The sequence below is a fragment of the Pseudomonas sp. FIP_A4 genome (assembly GCF_036701605.1).
GTDB classification, from domain to species: Bacteria; Pseudomonadota; Gammaproteobacteria; order Pseudomonadales; family Pseudomonadaceae; genus Stutzerimonas; species Stutzerimonas phenolilytica.
On record NZ_JAYDXP010000130.1, the window covers coordinates 70,295 to 87,255 of the forward strand.

Genomic DNA, 16,961 nt, shown 5'->3' on the forward strand with positions numbered 1-16,961 from the left:
CAAATCGATGCGCAACCCTGCCGAGGGTCCGAAGTTGCCGCCGCAGGCAACTGGCATCCGCCCGGTTCCCGAGGACGAATCGGGCGACACGGGCACACCGCTCTGCCCTGCGCTGCCGGCAGAGCTGAACTACGTCGACGACAGCCAGCCGGGCATCCGACGCAGGCGTTTGCGCGGCAAGTTCGCCTATTACACCGCGCAGGGCGAACGCATCACCGATGAGGCTCAGGTTCGCCGCATCAACAGCCTCGCCATTCCACCCGCCTATCGCGACGTCTGGATCTGCGCCGATCCGCAAGGTCACCTGCAGGCCACCGGACGCGATGCGCGCGGACGCAAGCAGTATCGTTACCATCCGCGCTGGCGCGAGATACGCGACAGCAACAAGTACGAGCGCATGCTGGCATTCGGCGAAACGCTGCCAACGTTGCGCAAATGTCTGGAACAAGACCTGGCTCGCAGCGGTATGCCACGCGAAAAAGTCATGGCACTGGTGGTGACGCTGCTCGAATCCACGCTGATTCGCATCGGCAATCCGCGCTACGCCCGCGACAATCGCTCCTACGGCCTCACCACGCTGCGCACCCGCCACGTCGACATACGCGGCACGGCGATCCGCTTCCAGTTTCGCGGCAAGAGCGGCGTCGAACACCAGGTGACCCTGCGTGATCGACGGCTGGCGCGCCTGCTGCGGCGCTGCCTGGAGTTGCCGGGACAACAGCTGTTCCAGTACCTGGACGATAATGGCCAGCGCCGCGCAGTCGGCTCCGGTGACATCAACCAGTACCTGCGCGATCTCACCGGGCGTGATTTCACCGCCAAGGACTACCGCACCTGGGCCGGCAGCGCGCTGGCGCTGGAGCACCTACGCACCCGGCAATGGCAGACCCAAAGCGAGGCGCGCCAGCAACTGGTCGAGACGGTGAAACAGGTCGCCAGCCAGCTGGGCAACACGCCGACGGTATGCCGCCAGTGCTATATCCACCCGGCGATTCTGCAGGCATTCACCGAAGGCGAGCTGGCGGACCTCAAGCGCGCACGTCAACGCAAGTGGTTGAGCCGTCAGGAGGTGGCCTTGCTGACGTTTCTGCGCAGTCGTGCCGACGCGCAATAGCCGGACCGCCCGTCACTGGTCGCGTGCGGCGTGCCCATGCAGCGTGACGCAGTTGCGGCCGGCGGACTTGGAGGCGTAGAGCGCGCTGTCCGCCCATTCGATCAGCTGCGCATGTCCCGTGCTGGGCTGGCTGAGATCGGCGATGCCCAGGCTGATGGTGAAACGGATCGGCCGACCATCGTGCTGCACTTCGTGCGCCTCGACGACCCGACGCAGGCGCTCCGCGAAAGTGAATGCGCCCTGCTTGTCGGTATCGCGCAACAGCACCACGAACTCCTCGCCGCCGTAGCGACCCGCCACGTCGCAGTCGCGCATGGTTTCGCGAATCAGCTCGGCGACCTGCTGGATGACAGCATCGCCGGCCTGATGGCCGTAGGTGTCGTTGATCGACTTGAAGTGATCGATATCGAACATGACCAGCGCGGACTGGCTCTCGTGGCGGCGGTGGCGCGCATAGTCCTGGCGCAGGATTTCCTCCCAGTGACCACGGTTGTACAAGCCGGTCAGGCGGTCGGTACTGGACAGCCGCTGGAGCTCGCGATTGGCCGCCTGCAGCTGGCGACGGTTCACCGCGACGTCGGTCACGTCATAGATGATCAGACAGACCTGCTCAATGGCGCCGCTGGTGCCCCGCAGCGGCAGCAGCGTGGTGTTCTGATACATGAAGTCTTCCAGCCCGGTGATCGGCTGGTAATTCTTGAAGCGCAGCAGGTAGGGTCGCTGCTCCCAGATGGTGAACGACGGCGTGCCGAGGGTCATCACGCTCTCGACCTTGCGCCGGAACCACTCCTCGTCCAGCTCGGGAAACAGTGTGAAGAACGATTGCCGGCGCGCCGCCTCGGGCAGCACGCCGGAGCGGTTCTCCATGAAGGTGTTCCAGACCTCGATGCAGTAGTCTCGATCGAGTACCACGACCCCGACGTCGATGCTCTGGACAACTGCCAGCAGCCAGTGGAATTCGCTGGGTTGGGACATGATCAGTTCATCAGGTAGGCAAGTTTGCGGGACAGCAGGTCGAGCGAATCCTCGGTGAACAGCAGCAGCAGGTCGAAATGGATGTCGTGGCCTTCGAGGCTGTAGCTGATTTCCACCGCCAGGGTGCGCTTCCAGCGCAAGCGATTCAGACGAATCAGCTCTTCGATCGGCGCGTGCTGGCCCAGCACCTGCGGATGCCCCTGGGAGAAGGCGACATCGATCTGGTCGGCGATACCGCTGAGGCAGGCGCTGATCAGCAGGCTCGACAGGTCCAGCAGCATCTCGATCTCGTGATGGTCCTGCCGACGCAGTAAACGCGCCATGTCGGCGACTTCCGAATCGTGGAATAGCAGCAGCGCCTCGCCCGCGATGCCGCCGCCGATGTAGCCCTGGCAGACGGCGGTGAGTCTGTCGCCACGCGCGGCATCGGCCAGCGCCATATGCAGCTCGCTCACTTCGAGAAGGTTGACGTTGGGAATCGGCAACTGGATGAACACACCCAGCACCCGCGCCAACAAGGCCGCTGCGCGCCCCATCGCGATATTCACGACCTCGCGCAGGGCATCGCGAAAATCGATGGTTTCACCGTCTGCACGCGTCGCCAGCGCCGTCTGCTCGTTCAGCAGACCGAGGCTTGCCAGCGTTTGATAGAGGTGCAGCGGTTCGGCCGGCTTGCGGATGAATGCCAGCGCCCCCAACTCGAGTACCCGCCGCACGGCTTCATCCTGAACATCCGCCGACACCACGATTGCCTTGCACGACAGCTGCTCGCGCCGCAGGGCCGCAAGTACCTGATAGCCATCCATGCCAGGCATGGTGAGGTCGAGTATCAGCACGTCGATGCCGCCCTGGCGAATACGCTCCAGCGCCGCGCCGCCCGTTTCAACCTGCGTCACGGCAACCGGCCAACCTGCCGGCAGCGCACGCAGAAGCTGCTTGCGCGCCAGGTTGGAGTCGTCGCAGATCAAAAGGGAGGTTGTATGCATGCGCGCGAGCATTCCGTGCCGATGGAATCGGAAGCCGCCAGCTTATATCAACCGCGAGATGCGTTGGTGGCCATTTGGCATCATCCGACAAAATGGCACTTTCGAGCGACAGCCGTGACGCGAATACCGCGCCACAGCGTTGGGAAGGGGCAACTCAGTAGTAGGCGTTGTCGCGATTGCTGTGGTCGGTCACGTCGCGCACACCTTTGAGTTCCGGGATGCGCGCCAGCAGCGTCTTCTCGATGCCTTCCTTGAGGGTGACATCCGCCTGCCCGCAACCCTGGCAACCGCCGCCGAACTGCAACACGGCAATGCCCTCGTCGACTACATCGATCAGGGTGACCTGGCCACCGTGGCTGGCCAGCCCAGGGTTGATTTCGGTCTGCAGGTAATAGTTGATGCGCTCGTTCAGTGGGCTGTCTTCGTTGACCATCGGCACCTTGGCGTTCGGCGCCTTGATGGTCAGCTGCCCGCCCATGCGGTCGGTCGCGTAGTCGACCAGCGCATCCTCCAGGAACGGTTCGCTGGTGCCATCGATCCAGGCGGTGAAGCTCTTCAGCGCCAGGGCGATGTCGTCCGGCTTTTCCTCGCCCGGCTTGCAGTAGGCGATGCAGGTTTCCGCATAAGGGGTACCCGGCTGGGTGATGAAGATACGAATGCCGATGCCGGTGGTGTTCTGCTTTTCGAGCAGATCGGCCAGATAGTCGTGTGCAGCTTCGGTGATGGTGATCGCGCTCATGGCAACTCCTCGCAGATATGCGCCGCAGTGTACGCCAAGGCGGGCCGCGGATAAAGTCCTAGTAATTTAGTCAAGTACATCCACCCGCTTTACAGATTCTGATAACGATTCATGTCGAGCACACCCGCTTCCAGCGGATCGGTTTCTTCCAGATAGCGCGACAGGTCGTTGAAGTAGAACCAGAACTGCGGGTGGCTGCGGCGAATACCCCAGCGTTCGACGATACGCTCGAAATCGGCACCGTCGCGGACCCGCTCCAACGCCGCGACGAATGTCGTCACCTCGCGGGCATCGAGGTTGAACAGGAAGTTCGGGTAACTGCTGAGTATTCCCGGGTAGACCGTCAGGGTGTCCCGACGCGGCTGGTAGCGCCAGTCTTCGCCGAACATGAAGGCAACATTGCTGTGCGCGCGGTTGCGCAACAGGCTGTACAGCTCGCGCTGGCCGGAGCCGTACTCAATGCGCAGCAACGTCGCCTCCGGTAACTGGCCGACGACTGGCAAGCCGGCGGCCATGCGGTTGCTCAGGCGACTGAGCGCTTGCTCGGCCTGCTGCAGCGGCAGCGGCTGGTCGGCGCGATAGCAATGTGTGCCAAGGCAACGATTGAGCGGATCGGGTGCCGCATTGATCGGTGCCAGGCGTGTCAGTAACTGGCGGGCCAGCGTCTGCTTCGGATCGCCCGGCTCGAGCATGAGCTTCGATGGAGTCTGTGTATCCAGCGAGGTGTAGGCCAGCAGCAGCTTCAGTTGACCGCCTTGTTCGTACCAGCTGTCGAGAATCGACTGGCGCGACTTCGCCGGCAGCAGGCGCAGGAAGTTCAACTCGGCACCGTTGCGAATCAGGTCGAAGTACAAGCGTGTCTGTCCTTGGTGGGACACGTTGCCGAACACGTCGAAGTTCACCACCAGCTGATAATAGGTGCGCTCAAGCAGCGGATAGTCCATCCACCACAGGGTCTGCGGCACCGCACCGATCAGGCCTTTGCGCACCGAGGCGCTGTCATGCTGACGGAAGATCGACAGCAGCGCGTTGTCGTTGCCCGTCCAGATATGCGCCCATTCGGCCGGCTGCTCGGCATAAGCCTGCATGCGCAACTTCTCGTAGCGGTTGCGCTTGGGCTGGTAGCGCTTCCAAAAACCCAGCAGCTCGCCAAGCTCGTCGAACTGCCCGGGCATCGCCAGCAGCGGCGTGGCCTTGTCGCGGTAGTCGGCATCGGTGAGATAGAGGTCGTGCTGCGGGTCCTGGAACAGCACCCAGAAGTTGTCGCGAATCACGTCGGTGGCGATCTGCCCGCGACACACCGGACCGCGAATGAAGGTGCGCACGAAATACTCGGCGTTATCCAGCATGAACTGGTAGCGCGCCTGCGGTGGAATCGCCTCGAAGGTCAGGAAGGGGTTGGCGCGATGTCCCGCGCCGTAGCCCGGTATCGGCCCGGCCTGCCAGTCAGTGCCGAAGAACAGCTGGCGAACCCGCGCCAGCCGCGCCTCGCTCAGCGGATAGGTGATGTGCGTCTTGTGCACGATCACATCGCCGATCGGCCGCAAGCGGTAGTAAAACGCGGTGCCCGGATCACCGTTGGGCCGTCGCGTGGCAATCGGATCGACCGGCGCACCACCGGGAGTGCGCGAGCGCACCAGTTGATAGAAGTGCCCGCCCTCACCCTCACCCTCACCCTCGAAGTACAGATGGGCGAGGAACAGGTGTTCGTAAAGCCAGCGACTGACCAATTGCTCCCGCGCTCCGGGGGCGTTCAGCAGCTCTTCCCACTGGCGGATCTGCCGCTGCTCGCCCGCGCTCGGCTGCAGGTTGGCCAGCTCGACCGGCGCACCTTGTTCGAGCCAGCGCTGCAGGGTCGCGTATTCGCCATCCGTAAGACCAGTCACCGCAAATGGCATGCCGCCGTGAGCGCTCTTGGCGGCGTAGGCGGCAAACTCCTCCGGCAGCGCACAGCTGTTCTTGCGGCCGATGCCAATATCCAGATCGGCCGGCAATTTGGCGTTCGGCTCCAGCGGCTGACTGCGCCCTAGCTCCAGCATGCGCGCCATCAACGCGGCCTGGCCGTCCGCCGCACTGAGTACGGAATGGAAGCCCTTGCGCCGCCAACCCGCTTCGTCATGCGCATCGAGAAACAGCCGCGTAGTCTCCTGGGCCCTGACTCGCGTGCCGTCGTAGACCGGCTGTTTGGAGAAACCGCGCTGCGCGCCATCGCCGCTGCCCAGGTTCAGCTGGCACGGAGAGTCGTAACAGGCATGGCAGGCAACGCACTTGGCGGTGAAGATCGGCTGAATGTCACGCTGATAAGACGGCGCTTGCGCCTGTGCCGCGGCACCGTACAAAACGACCAGCAAGCCGGGCAGGAGTCGAGCAAACATGACGAACCAACCTGAAGAAGAGCCGGCATTCTAAACAGCGGCCTGCTGGAGGGCTAACCCAAACGGCAAGCTGAATAAATTTCATGAAAAAGGCGACATGATCAAAAAGAATGCAGCTTTGCTATCATTGTCGGCTTCCGTCACCCGCTCGTTCAGGTAGTCCCCATGTCCACTCGCAACACCCGCCTCCAGGCACTCCAGCACGCACTCAAGGAGCGCATCCTGATCCTCGACGGCGGCATGGGCACCATGATCCAGAGTTACAAACTGGATGAAGCCGACTACCGCGGCGAACGCTTCGCCGACTGGCCGCAGGACGTCAAGGGCAACAACGATCTATTGCTGCTCAGCCGGCCGGATGTAATTCAGGCCATCGAGAAGGCCTACCTGGACGCCGGCGCCGACATCCTCGAGACCAATACCTTCAACGCCACTCGCGTGTCCCAGGCTGATTACGGCATGGAGGAACTGGTTTACGAGCTGAACGTTGAAGGCGCGCGCCTGGCCCGTGAAGTCGCCGATGCCAAGACCGTGGAAACCCCAGACAAACCGCGCTTCGTCGCCGGCGTACTCGGCCCTACCAGCCGCACCTGCTCCATTTCGCCGAACGTCAACGACCCGGGCTTTCGCAACGTCACTTTCGACCAGCTGGTGGAAAACTACAGCGAGGCCACCCGCGGCCTGATCGAGGGCGGCGCCGACCTGATCCTCATCGAAACCATCTTCGACACGCTGAACGCCAAGGCGGCGATCTTCGCCGTGCAGGGCGTATTCGAGGAGCTGGGCGTCGAGCTGCCAATCATGATTTCCGGCACCATCACCGATGCCTCCGGCCGCACCCTCTCGGGGCAGACCACCGAGGCCTTCTGGAATTCGGTGCGCCATGCCCAGCCGATCTCGGTCGGCCTGAACTGCGCCCTCGGCGCCAAGGACCTGCGACCTTATCTGGAAGAGCTGGCCACCAAGGCCGACACCTTTGTGTCTGCCCACCCGAACGCAGGCCTGCCCAATGCCTTCGGCGAATACGACGAGTCGCCCGCCGAGATGGCGGCCGTTGTCGAGGAGTTCGCCGCCAGCGGCTTTCTCAACATCATCGGCGGCTGCTGCGGTACCACCCCGGCGCATATCCAGGCGATCGCCGAAGCGGTGGCCAAGTACCCGCCGCGCGTCATTCCGGAGATTCCCAAGGCCTGCCGACTGTCCGGGCTGGAGCCGTTCACCATCGATCGCAGCTCGCTATTCGTCAACGTCGGCGAGCGCACCAACATCACCGGCTCCGCCAAATTCGCTCGGCTGATCCGCGAGGAAAACTACACCGAGGCGCTGGAAGTCGCCCTGCAGCAGGTGGAAGCCGGCGCCCAGGTGATCGACATCAACATGGACGAGGGCATGCTCGACTCCAAGGCCGCGATGGTGCGCTTCCTCAACCTGATCGCTGGTGAGCCGGACATCTCGCGCGTGCCGATTATGATCGACTCCTCCAAGTGGGAAGTGATCGAGGCGGGCCTCAAGTGCATCCAGGGCAAGGGCATCGTCAACTCCATTTCCATGAAGGAAGGCGTCGAGCAGTTCAAGCATCACGCTCGTCTGTGCAAGCGCTACGGTGCCGCCGTGGTCGTGATGGCGTTCGACGAAGCCGGCCAGGCCGACACCGCCGCGCGCAAGCGTGAGATCTGTCAGCGCTCCTACGACATCCTGGTCAACGAGGTGGGCTTCCCGCCGGAAGACATCATCTTCGACCCGAACATCTTCGCCATCGCCACCGGCATCGAGGAGCACAACAACTACGCGGTCGACTTCATCGACGCCTGTGCCTTCATTCGCGACAGCCTGCCCTATGCGCTGACCTCAGGCGGCGTGTCCAACGTGTCGTTCTCCTTCCGCGGTAATAACCCCGTGCGCGAGGCGATCCACTCGGTGTTCCTGTTCCACGCGATCAAGGCGGGCCTGACGATGGGCATCGTCAACGCCGGTCAGCTGGAAATCTACGACGAGATTCCCAAAGAGCTGCGCGACGCGGTGGAAGACGTGGTGCTCAACCGCAGCGCCAACGGCACCGAGGCGCTGCTGGAGCTGGCCGAGCAATACAAGGGAGGCGGCGCCGTAAAGGAAGCCGAAACCGAGGAATGGCGCAGCCTGCCGGTGGACAAGCGGCTGGAGCATGCGCTGGTCAAGGGCATCACCACCTACATCGTCGAAGACACCGAGGAATGCCGTCAGCAGTGCACGCGGCCGATCGAAGTCATCGAAGGTCCGCTGATGGCCGGCATGAACGTGGTCGGTGACCTGTTCGGCGCCGGCAAGATGTTCCTGCCGCAGGTGGTCAAATCCGCCCGCGTGATGAAGCAGGCGGTGGCCCATCTGATCCCTTTCATCGAAGCGGAGAAAGGTGACAAGCCGGAAGCCAAGGGCAAGATCCTCATGGCGACGGTGAAGGGCGACGTGCACGACATCGGCAAGAACATCGTCGGCGTCGTGCTCGGCTGCAACGGCTACGACGTGGTGGACATGGGCGTGATGGTACCGGCGGAGAAAATCCTGCAGACCGCCATCGCCGAGAAGTGCGACATCATCGGCCTCTCCGGCCTCATTACCCCGTCACTGGACGAGATGGTCCACGTCGCCCGCGAAATGCAGCGCCAGGGTTTCAGTCTGCCGCTGATGATCGGCGGCGCCACCACCTCCAAGGCCCACACCGCGGTGAAGATCGACCCGCACTACAAGAACGACGCGGTGGTCTACGTCACCGATGCCTCGCGCGCGGTCGGTGTCGCCACCACGCTGCTGTCCAAGGAACTCAAGCCGACCTTCGCCGAGAAGACCCGCGAAGAGTACGCCATGATCCGCGAGCGCACCGCCAATCGCAGCGCTCGCACCGAGCGCCTGAGCTATGCGCAGGCGCTGGCGAACAAGCCGCAGTTCGACTGGGCGGCGTATACCCCGGTCAAGCCGACCTTCACTGGCCGTCGGCTGCTGGAAGACATCGACCTGCGCACGCTGGTCGACTACATCGACTGGACGCCCTTCTTCGTCGCCTGGGACCTGGCCGGCAAGTACCCGCGCATCCTCGAGGACGAAGTCGTCGGCGAAGCCGCCACCGCACTGTTCAACGATGCCCAGGCGATGCTGAACAAGCTGATCGACGAGAAGCTGATTCGCGCCCGCGCCGTGTTCGGTTTCTGGCCGGCTAACCAGGTGCAGGACGACGATCTGGAAGTGTACGGCGACGCCGGCGAGAAGCTCGCTACCCTGCATCACCTGCGCCAGCAAATCGTCAAGCCCGATGCCAAGCCGAACCTGTCGCTGGCCGACTTCGTCGCCCCGAAGGAAAGCGGCGTGACCGACTACGTCGGCGGCTTCATCTGCACCGCCGGTATCGGCGCCGAGGAGGTGGCCAAGGCCTACCAGGACAAGGGCGACGACTACAACTCGATCATGGTCAAGGCGCTCGCCGATCGTCTCGCCGAGGCCTGCGCCGAATGGCTGCACGAGCGGGTGCGCAAGGAATACTGGGGCTACGCCAGCGATGAAGAGTTGAGCAACGAGGACCTGATCCGCGAGCAGTACAAGGGCATCCGCCCTGCCCCCGGCTATCCAGCCTGCCCGGATCACACCGAGAAGGGCACGCTGTTCCAGCTGCTCGATGCCGACGGCATCAGCCAGGTCACGCTCACCGAGCACTATGCCATGCTCCCCACCGCAGCCGTCAGCGGCTGGTATTTCGCCCACCCCGAGGCGCAGTACTTTGCCGTCGGCAAGGTCGACAAGGATCAGGTGGAAAGCTACTCGGCGCGCAAAGGACAGAGCCTGGAAGCCAGCGAACGCTGGCTGATGCCGAACCTGGGGTACGACGCATGAGCGACGCCATGACCCGCTACCTGCTCGACGAACTCGAGCAGGCCGACATGCTGGAAATCGACGGCCTGCACGCCTTCGATTTCACCCTCGACGAGACGCTGCTCGACCAGGCGGACGCCGCCGCCGAAGCCGGACAGCCGTTCGCCAGCGACGACATTGTGGTCAGCATCGAGGCGCTCGACGGCCGCGACCGCAAGCGCTGGCGCTTCAGCTACAACAGCGTGATGGAAGCCGCATACCAGGCCGAGGACGATAGCTGGCAGCTCGGCCCGCATCGCCTGAAATGCATGGGCGCCGTCCAGGCCAGCAGCGAAGACGAATAATGGCGCGCGCGATCATTCGCGTCGCAGCAGCAAGGCGATGGCCAGCACGACCAGCAGGCTGCCTGGCAACCAGTGCCAGCCGATGCGCGCGGGCTGGTCGTAGAACAGCAGCAGCATCGACACGAATGGCACCAGATAGCTGTACGCCGTCACCGCGCCGGGCGTGAGCACGCTCGTCGCGCGCTGCTGCAGGAAGAAGGTCATGGCGCTGGAGAACACGCCCAGGTAGATCACCAACAGTACGTCCAGCGGATTCATGTGCAACAACGCCGCGGGTTGCTCCCAGATCAGCCCCATCAACGCAATGAGCACGGCGCCGGCCAGCAAACTCCAGAAAGTACGCAGGCCCGCCTGCGTCGGTAACACCCCACGGGCAAGACCCCATTTGCTGAGCACCGGATACAGCGCCGAGGCGATACAACCGAGAAAGAACGCCAACTCGCCCAGCCCCAGCTGCAGGCCCGCGAAGTTGCCGCCGTTCTCCGCCCAGGCCAACCCCAGTGCTCCGGTCGCCCCCAACGCCAGAATGGCGAGCAAGCGACCGGCCGGGCGTTCGACGCCGAGCGCGCGCCCCAGGCCATACGCCAGCAACGGGACGCTGACGAACAGCGTGGCCATCGACAGCGCGGTAACCCGGTGCGCGACCCAGAACATGGTGCCGAAGAAGCCGGCCAGGCACAGCCCCATCAGCGCATAGAGCAGCCAGGTGCGGATGCCCGGCCGCCCGTCGCTCTGGCGCCAGGCCAGCGGCGCCAACACCAGCGCAGCGATGACGAAACGCATGGCCGTCAGCAGCAACGGCGGCAGCCCTTCGCTGAGCAGCCCCACGGCGGGAAACGACAAACCGACGAACAGTGCCCAGAGCAGCATGCCCAGGTGCGCAGTCGTCATTCGACCGACGCCACCCATGTCGGGCGTACGTTCGGTTCGCGATGACAGAAAAGACAAGCGGTGTCGCTGGCTCACGGATCGCTCCTGGATTCGTTGCCTGCGCGATGGCGGTCGCTAGCGCGAGGCGGACCGTCGAATGACCTTGATCGAATAGGTAAGGTTCGGTTTGCGCGTCACGCTGATGGGCTTGCGCGTCACCGTATCGATGGTGATGTTCCAGAATCCCGAACGCGGCACGACGATCTTCGCCGGAAAGCGGTCGAAGGCGCCGCCATGATAAGTATGACGCCCGCCATTGCGGAAGCTGCGAAAGTTCGCATCGTTCATCAGACGGATGTTGCAGGTCTGCGAGCACTGGATGACGACGATATCGTCCTCCTCGAGTTGCTCGCGCTGGTGTATGAACTTCATCGACGGACTCCGCAGGTTACAGCCGGCAAAGCGAGACGATAGCATGCCGCCTCGCACCGGACGTTACCCGGCGCCCGCTCCGCTCACCGCCTCACGCAAGGACCGTCGCGCATGTCCGCGCTGCTACCCACTGCCGACCTCACCTCGCCGCTCGTGCGGCATGCTACGCGCTGCGGCTTCTTCATGGCCGGTTTCGGCCTGTCCGTCTGGGCGCCGCTGGTGCCGTACGTGCGGGCAAGAATCGAGATGAGCGATGCGCTGTTCGGCCTGTTGCTGCTGAGCATTGGGCTCGGCTCGCTGAGCTGGATGCCGGTCTCGGGTCTGCTGGTGGCGCGCTGGGGCATCCGACCGGTGATTCTCTGCTGCGTCGCCCTGCTGGCCCTGGCGCTGGCCGGCATGGCGCTGGTCGATTCGATCTGGCTGCTGGCGCTGGCTCTGTTCTGCTTCGGTGGCAGCCTTGGCGTGCTGGATATCGTGCTCAACATCCAGTCGCTGCTGATCGAAGGCGCTCTGGGCCGACGCCTGATGTCCAACTTTCACGGCATGTTCAGTCTCGGCTCGATCAGCGGCGCGCTGGCGTTGACCGCCCTGCTCTCGCTTGGTCTGAGCGCCGAAGCCGGTTGCTTGCTGATGATCGCGCTGATCGTGGCGGCAAACCTCGCCGTTCTGCCTGGCTTCGTGCCCGACCGGGCGCCGGCTGGCGGCGGTGTCTTCGTGCGACCCAGCGGGCAAGTGTTGCTGGTCGGGTTGCTGTGCTTCGTGGTCTATCTGGCCGAAGGCGCCGTGCTCGACTGGAGCGCCCTGTTCCTGACCGCCGACAAGAACTTGGAAACCGCCAGGGGCGGCCTGGGCTACGCCAGTTTCGCGCTGATGGTGACCATCGGCCGCTTCGCTGGCGCACCGATCGTCAATAGCCTCGGTACCGCGCGAACCATCGCCTTGGGCGGCGTGCTCGCTGCGATGGGCATCGCACTGAGCATCTTCGCCGAGCACTGGGCGCTGGCGCTGGTGGGCTACGGGTTGTGCGGACTGGGTTGCGCCAATGTCTCACCGGTACTGATTTCCTCACTCAGCCGGCAGGACGCGATGCCGGTGCATATGGCGGTCACCGCCGCGACCACGGTGGGCTTCGCCGGGGTGCTGGCCGGTCCGGCGCTGATAGGCCTGGTCGCCCATTACAGCTCGCTCGCCGTCGCCTTCGGCATGCTCGCGCTGATGTTGCTGAGCATCGCCTTGGGCAGCCGGCGTTTCGCCGACTAAGCGCCTGCCCTTTCTGCGAGCGGGCCGCTAGAATGCGCGCCCCATGCGTATCCATGATATCCATCAGTCGTTCGCCGCCGTCGGCGCCAAGACCCGCCATATCGGGCGGATGACCCGTGCCTGGCTGCTCGGCCGCGACATTTCCATCGGCCGTCGCCAGCAGCAGGCGGAAGACTTCCTGCCGCTCAGCGTGCGCGAAGCCCTACCACAGCTGGCCATGGAGCTGGACAAGCTGGCGCGCCTGCGCTCCGAACACCCCGCCGCCGATGGCTCGGCGCGGCTGCTGGTGGAGCTGGCCGACGGACAGATGGTGGAAAGCGTGCTGCTACCGCGTGACGGCCTGTGCGTATCCAGCCAGGTCGGTTGCGCGGTGGGCTGCCTGTTCTGCATGACGGGCAAGAGCGGCCTGCTGCGCCAGCTGGGCAGTGCTGAAATCGTCGCCCAGGTTGCTCTCGCCCGCCGCTTTCGCCCGGTGAAGAAGGTCGTGTTCATGGGCATGGGCGAGCCGGCGCACAACCTCGACAACGTGCTCGAAGCCATCGACCTGCTCGGCACCGATGGCGGCATCGGGCACAAGAACCTGGTGTTTTCCACTGTCGGTGATCCGCGCGTGTTCGAGCGCCTGCCGCAGCAGCAGGTCAAGCCCGCGCTCGCCCTGTCGCTGCACTCGACCGATGCCGAGCTGCGTCAGGCGCTGCTGCCGCGCGCGCCACGCATCGACCCCGAGGAGCTGGTCGAACTCGGCGAAGCCTACGCGCGCCGCACCGGTTTTCCCATCCAGTACCAGTGGACGCTGCTCAAGGGCATCAATGACGATCAGGACGAGATGGACGGCATCCTGCGCCTGCTCAAGGGCAAATACGCCGTGATGAACCTGATCCCCTACAACAGCCTGGAAGACGATGCCTACCAGCGCCCCGACGGCGAACGCATCGTACAGATCGTGCGCTACCTGCACAGCCGCGGCGTGCTCACCAAGGTACGCAACTCCGCAGGCCAGGACATCGACGGCGGCTGTGGCCAGCTGCGCGCGCGTGCCGAGCAGACGCTGGCGCGACGTCCGACGCGGACAAGCTGAACGCCCGACAGCCCGCACTGTCCCAGCTAGAGCCGCTCGCCCCGAGCGAAGCACCGCCAGCCCGCAAGGAAGCCACCATGCACACCCTGCAACAACTCAAGCGCGGCGATCTGGCCGGCATCACCCGCCTGGACCTGTCTGCCGACCTGCAGGAGTTCCCGGAGGCCATCTTCGGCCTGGCCGACACGCTGGAAGTCCTCAACCTCTCGGGCAACCAGCTGAGCGCGCTGCCGGCCGATCTGTCACGGCTGCATCGTCTGCGCATCCTGTTCTGCTCCGATAACGCCTTCAATCAGGTACCGGAATCCCTGAGCGACTGTGCGCAGCTGGAGATGATCGGCTTCAAGGCAAACCGCATCACCCACCTGCCCGGCCGAGCACTGCCGCCGACGCTGCGCTGGCTGATCCTGACAGACAATCTGCTGTCCGCAATTCCCGCCGAGCTTGGTGCCTGCAGCCGGCTCCAGAAGCTGATGCTCGCCGGTAATCGGCTGCGCTCGCTGCCCGAACAGCTGCAGGCTTGCACCCGCCTGGAACTCCTGCGCATCGCCGCCAACCGCCTGGAAGCGCTGCCCGACTGGCTGCTGCACATGCCGCGGCTGGCCTGGCTGGCCTTTGCCGGTAACCCGTTCAGCGACGCCGAGGAGCTCCGCGCCCTCGCCGCACATTCCCGCCCGGCGGTGGCACGGGAACAGCTCGCACTGCACGAGGTGCTTGGCCAGGGCGCGTCCGGCATCATCCATCGAGCCAGTTGGCATTCGCCTCATGGGGTCCGGTCGATGGCGGCCAAGCTGTTCAAGGGCAGCCTGACCAGCGACGGCCTGCCGCACAGCGAGATGGCGGCCTGCCTTGCGGCCGGCGCGCACCCGAATCTGGTCCAGGTCGCCGGGCCACTGGCGGAGCAACCCGGCAGCGCGGCCGGCTTGCTGATGGAGCTGATCGCGCCGGCGTTCCAGCCGCTGGCCGGCCCGCCGTCGCTGGCCAGCTGCACACGTGACTGCTATGCCAGCGACAGCCGTTTCAGCATCGAACAAGTGCTGCGCATCGGCCAGGGCGCCGCTTCCGCGGTTGCGCACCTGCACGAGCGCGGCATCCTGCATGGCGACCTCTATGCGCATAACCTGCTGGTCAACCCGCACGGCCAGTGCCTGCTCAGCGATTTCGGCGCGGCATCATTCTTTGGCGCCGACAGCCGCACCGGCCAGGCGTTGCAACGTATCGAGGCGCGCGCCTTCGGCTGCCTGCTCGAAGAACTGCTGCAGCGCTGTACGGACGCCGGCGATGAGCGCTTGCTTCAGCTCCACCAGCTGCGTCAGCAATGCCTGCTCAACGAAAGCCGCGAGCGCCCAGATTTCGCCTCGCTGACAGCCAGCCTGGCGCGAGTCCAAGCGTCCTACGAAGCGACCGCCGGTGCCTAACTGTCACGCTTAGCCTTTCATCGAACGGGGAACCTGCCATGCCGTCCCGCGAAACCTCCTCCGACACCGACCATGCTCGCTATCCCGCACCCTTTAACGATGCGGCGCTGGCTGACGACCCGTTCGTAAAGGGGCTCAAGCAGCGCCTGCCGGAAACGCTGCGCGAATCGTTCACGGACGCGCAACTCGAAGCGCTACGCCAGGTATTCGGCGCGCGCTCCTGGGTCAAGCACAAGGTCGATCTGCGCGGTACCTTCCGCCTGCTGGGCGCGCAGTACTACTTTGCTGTGCTCGCCGGGCGTAACAAACGCGGCCACTCACGCACCGAGCAACACCTTTCAATGGCTGCCAAGGCTGCGCTGGCTACACTTTTCCTGCTGTTCAGTACTCTGCTCGGACTGGCGATTCTCTACCTGGTCAAGTCGGCGCTGGGCATTGACCTGCTGCCCAACTACTCGCTCGGCCTGTGGGACTGGTTCAAGGCGAACATCTGATATGACTTGACGGGGATCAAACGCTGCTCCGGTGAAGAGACCAAACTGATTTGGCCTTACGCAACCACACGCTTAATGGAGGTTACAAATGACAGACACGTCGAACAAACCTGCAGCAAGTGACGCCAAGGAGTCCAGCGCCCAGCCGCCAGTTAGCCAGGAAAGCTGGCGCCCGTTCGAAGGCCTGCGTCGGCAGATCGATCGCCTGTTCGATGATTTCGATCGTTCCTGGCATCGGCCCGGCCGCCACAGCCTGGAAACCACCCCATTCTGGCAGGGCGGGCTCAGCCGTATGCCCGCGGTGGACGTGGTCGAGAAGGACCACGCCTTTGAAATAACCGCCGAACTGCCAGGCATGGATCAGGCCGACATCGAGGTAAAACTGGTCGGCGATACGCTGATTATCAAGGGCGAAAAGCGCCAAGAGCGTAAAGAAGAGAAGCAGGGTTACCACCTCTCCGAACGCTCGTTCGGCAGCTTCCAGCGCAGTTTTGCCCTGCCGGACGGAGTCGACCGTGAGCAGATCGACGCCCGCTTCAGCAAGGGCGTGCTGTCGCTCACGCTGCCGAAGAAGCCCGGCGCCCAGCCAGGCGAGAAAGCCATCTCGATCAATACCGACTGACAACGGAGTAACCGCAGGTCTGATGAATGTCAGACCTGCGGTCTGGGTTTCTCCCTCGACCACCTGAAACATCTGCGCGCTCGACTAGACTCCAGACAACGTCCCCGCACGAGTCTGCAACATGAGCGAAGAACCGCAGCGCAAGCCCATGACCCTGCGCCAGATGCTGCAAAGCGTATTCGCCGCGGCGCTGGGCGTTCAGAGCGGCAAGAACCGCGCCCGCGATTTCACTCAGGGCAAACCTGGCCACTTCATCCTGCTCGGCGTCGGCTTCACGGTGATCTTCGTGCTGGTGCTCATTGCGCTGGTCCGGCTGGTGATCCACCTCGCCGGCGCATGAGCCCGGCGCTACTGATGACTGAGCCAGAAGATCGCCGTGCCGACTGCCAGCAGGATCAGGACGAGAATGGCGGCCGC

At 64.1% G+C, this 16,961-nt stretch carries 15 protein-coding genes; 9 read left to right on the forward strand and 6 right to left on the reverse strand.

The features are described 5' to 3' along the window. Positions 1-7: 7 nt before the first annotated feature. Positions 8-1,114, forward strand: a complete 1,107-nt coding sequence (locus tag U8L64_RS19640) for a DNA topoisomerase IB (RefSeq protein WP_333398723.1) — start codon at positions 8-10, stop codon at positions 1,112-1,114. A 12-nt stretch (positions 1,115-1,126) separates the two neighbouring features. On the opposite strand, the gene U8L64_RS19645 is transcribed toward U8L64_RS19640, so the two are convergent. The 4 genes from U8L64_RS19645 to U8L64_RS19660 form a co-directional block, all read right to left on the reverse strand. Then, a complete protein-coding gene (locus U8L64_RS19645) occupies positions 1,127-2,089 on the reverse strand; it encodes a sensor domain-containing diguanylate cyclase (RefSeq protein ID WP_043295610.1) in 963 nt (320 codons plus the stop codon). Between the two features lie 2 nt (positions 2,090-2,091). Further along, positions 2,092-3,075, reverse strand: coding sequence for a response regulator (locus U8L64_RS19650; RefSeq protein WP_077683389.1), 984 nt, complete (start codon positions 3,073-3,075; stop codon positions 2,092-2,094). 154 nt (positions 3,076-3,229) lie between these two features. Then, a complete protein-coding gene (gene nfuA / locus U8L64_RS19655) occupies positions 3,230-3,814 on the reverse strand; it encodes a Fe-S biogenesis protein NfuA (protein ID WP_003287873.1) in 585 nt (194 codons plus the stop codon). 89 nt (positions 3,815-3,903) lie between these two features. Next, positions 3,904-6,189, reverse strand: a complete 2,286-nt coding sequence (locus U8L64_RS19660) for a fatty acid cis/trans isomerase (protein ID WP_333398726.1) — start codon at positions 6,187-6,189, stop codon at positions 3,904-3,906. Between the two features lie 165 nt (positions 6,190-6,354). On the opposite strand from U8L64_RS19660, the gene metH reads away from it, so the two are divergent. Next, the gene (metH, locus tag U8L64_RS19665; RefSeq protein ID WP_156714633.1) at positions 6,355-10,047 is read left to right on the forward strand and encodes a methionine synthase; all 3,693 of its coding nucleotides are present in this window, start codon (positions 6,355-6,357) and stop codon (positions 10,045-10,047) included. Further along, positions 10,044-10,370 carry a DUF5629 family protein gene (locus U8L64_RS19670; RefSeq protein WP_138299958.1) on the forward strand — a complete coding sequence of 109 codons (327 nt, stop codon included), beginning with the start codon at positions 10,044-10,046 and terminating at the stop codon, positions 10,368-10,370. Before metH ends, U8L64_RS19670 begins: the two co-directional genes overlap by 4 nt. Positions 10,371-10,382: 12 nt before the next feature. Here U8L64_RS19670 and U8L64_RS19675 read toward each other — a convergent pair whose 3' ends face one another. Further along, on the reverse strand, positions 10,383-11,279 hold the full coding sequence (locus U8L64_RS19675) for a DMT family transporter (RefSeq protein ID WP_333398836.1): 897 nt from the start codon (positions 11,277-11,279) through the stop codon (positions 10,383-10,385). A 96-nt stretch (positions 11,280-11,375) separates the two neighbouring features. Then, positions 11,376-11,717 carry a DUF1883 domain-containing protein gene (locus U8L64_RS19680; protein WP_175415089.1) on the reverse strand — a complete coding sequence of 114 codons (342 nt, stop codon included), beginning with the start codon at positions 11,715-11,717 and terminating at the stop codon, positions 11,376-11,378. Positions 11,718-11,783: 66 nt separating this feature from the next. On the opposite strand from U8L64_RS19680, the gene U8L64_RS19685 reads away from it, so the two are divergent. The 6 genes from U8L64_RS19685 (at position 11,784) to U8L64_RS19710 (ending at position 16,884) form a co-directional block, all read left to right on the forward strand. Beyond that, positions 11,784-12,932, forward strand: coding sequence for an MFS transporter (locus U8L64_RS19685; protein ID WP_138299959.1), 1,149 nt, complete (start codon positions 11,784-11,786; stop codon positions 12,930-12,932). A gap of 43 nt (positions 12,933-12,975) precedes the next feature. Further along, the gene (locus U8L64_RS19690; protein WP_333398730.1) at positions 12,976-14,010 is read left to right on the forward strand and encodes an RNA methyltransferase; all 1,035 of its coding nucleotides are present in this window, start codon (positions 12,976-12,978) and stop codon (positions 14,008-14,010) included. Between the two features lie 77 nt (positions 14,011-14,087). Then, on the forward strand, positions 14,088-15,428 hold the full coding sequence (locus tag U8L64_RS19695; protein ID WP_333398732.1) for a leucine-rich repeat-containing protein kinase family protein: 1,341 nt from the start codon (positions 14,088-14,090) through the stop codon (positions 15,426-15,428). Positions 15,429-15,466: 38 nt separating this feature from the next. After that, positions 15,467-15,922 (forward strand): 3-phosphoshikimate 1-carboxyvinyltransferase, encoded by a 456-nt coding sequence (locus tag U8L64_RS19700; RefSeq protein WP_333398734.1) that lies wholly within the window; start codon positions 15,467-15,469, stop codon positions 15,920-15,922. A gap of 88 nt (positions 15,923-16,010) precedes the next feature. Beyond that, on the forward strand, positions 16,011-16,544 hold the full coding sequence (locus U8L64_RS19705) for an Hsp20/alpha crystallin family protein (RefSeq protein WP_333398736.1): 534 nt from the start codon (positions 16,011-16,013) through the stop codon (positions 16,542-16,544). A gap of 121 nt (positions 16,545-16,665) precedes the next feature. Further along, complete coding sequence (locus U8L64_RS19710; RefSeq protein ID WP_333398738.1) at positions 16,666-16,884, forward strand: DUF2970 domain-containing protein; 219 nt, start codon at positions 16,666-16,668, stop codon at positions 16,882-16,884. Positions 16,885-16,961: the final 77 nt, after the last annotated feature.